This window comes from Salipiger sp. HF18, assembly GCF_011806505.1.
Taxonomy (GTDB): Bacteria; Pseudomonadota; Alphaproteobacteria; order Rhodobacterales; family Rhodobacteraceae; genus Salipiger; species Salipiger thiooxidans.
Genome location: NZ_JAATOS010000885.1, coordinates 1 through 869 on the forward strand (window position 1 = coordinate 1; position 869 = coordinate 869).

Annotated in this window: 1 protein-coding gene and 1 pseudogene; both read left to right on the forward strand. The window is 54.5% G+C overall.

Annotation, left to right across the window (positions count from 1 at the left end; translation table 11 throughout):
- A partial coding sequence (locus HC022_RS28875; RefSeq protein ID WP_217704140.1) for a hypothetical protein occupies positions 1-292 on the forward strand: 292 nt, incomplete at its 5' end.
- 129 nt (positions 293-421) lie between these two features.
- Positions 422-607: pseudogene (locus HC022_RS27745) on the forward strand (deoxyguanosinetriphosphate triphosphohydrolase); the annotation flags it as partial.
- Positions 608-869: the final 262 nt, after the last annotated feature.

Here is an 869-nt window from a genome sequence, read left to right on the forward strand (position 1 = left end):
TGTTAGGCGAGAGGGTCTGGAATCCAGGGAGCGGAACTACTCTCCCCTTGGCCAGCATCTTCTGAAGGCACGCGACTACGCCTTTCTCAGCGCAACGCTGTACTTCGCCGCGAAGCATGTCGCGCTGGGGCTGGGGCTCCCCTTTGGCTTCGGGGTCAACGGCACGGACTGGGCATTCATCGGCGCCTTCTGTGTGATCGCGCACTTCTTGTTCTCGGTTGTCGCCGAGCTGCCTGTACTCAAGGTTGCCAGTCATATTCTAACGGGCGGTAGGGGGAGAAGGGCTCTCTAAGGCGCGGTGACGGTCAATAGGGCGGTAAGCTGTCGTTCGCTGCGTGATGTGTTACTGTCTGCTTTGTAAGAGAAACAAGATCAGGTTAGAAAGGCATCGACATGTTTGAATAAGGGAAGGACTATGTTGATGGAATGGAGCACGCTGCTGTCGAATGAACGCCTGCACGACCCAAAGCACTCGGAGCAAGCGAACCGGTCCATCTTTACACAAGATTACGACAGAATTGTATTCTCGGAGCCCTTTCGGCGCTTGGCCAACAAGACTCAGGTGCAACCGCTCTATGAACATGACCATGTTCACCACCGCCTGACCCGGAAAAGCCTGAATTTCCAGACCTGAGGTTGCTCTATCCCTAGGTTTGCGTAACAACGCCTCGTACATGTCAGTACGCCAGTTCACCCCAACGAGCTTTTGAAATGTTTTCAATTCTGAAAGGCAAGGGAGTCGTCTTCGACCCTTCTCTTCATCGGTATCCGACGGTCGATCTCACGAAGATCGAGAAAAATCTCGATCTCGCCCGGAAGGGACAGGAAGACGGGGAAAGGGACGTACCGCCGAGCGCACAGACTTCACC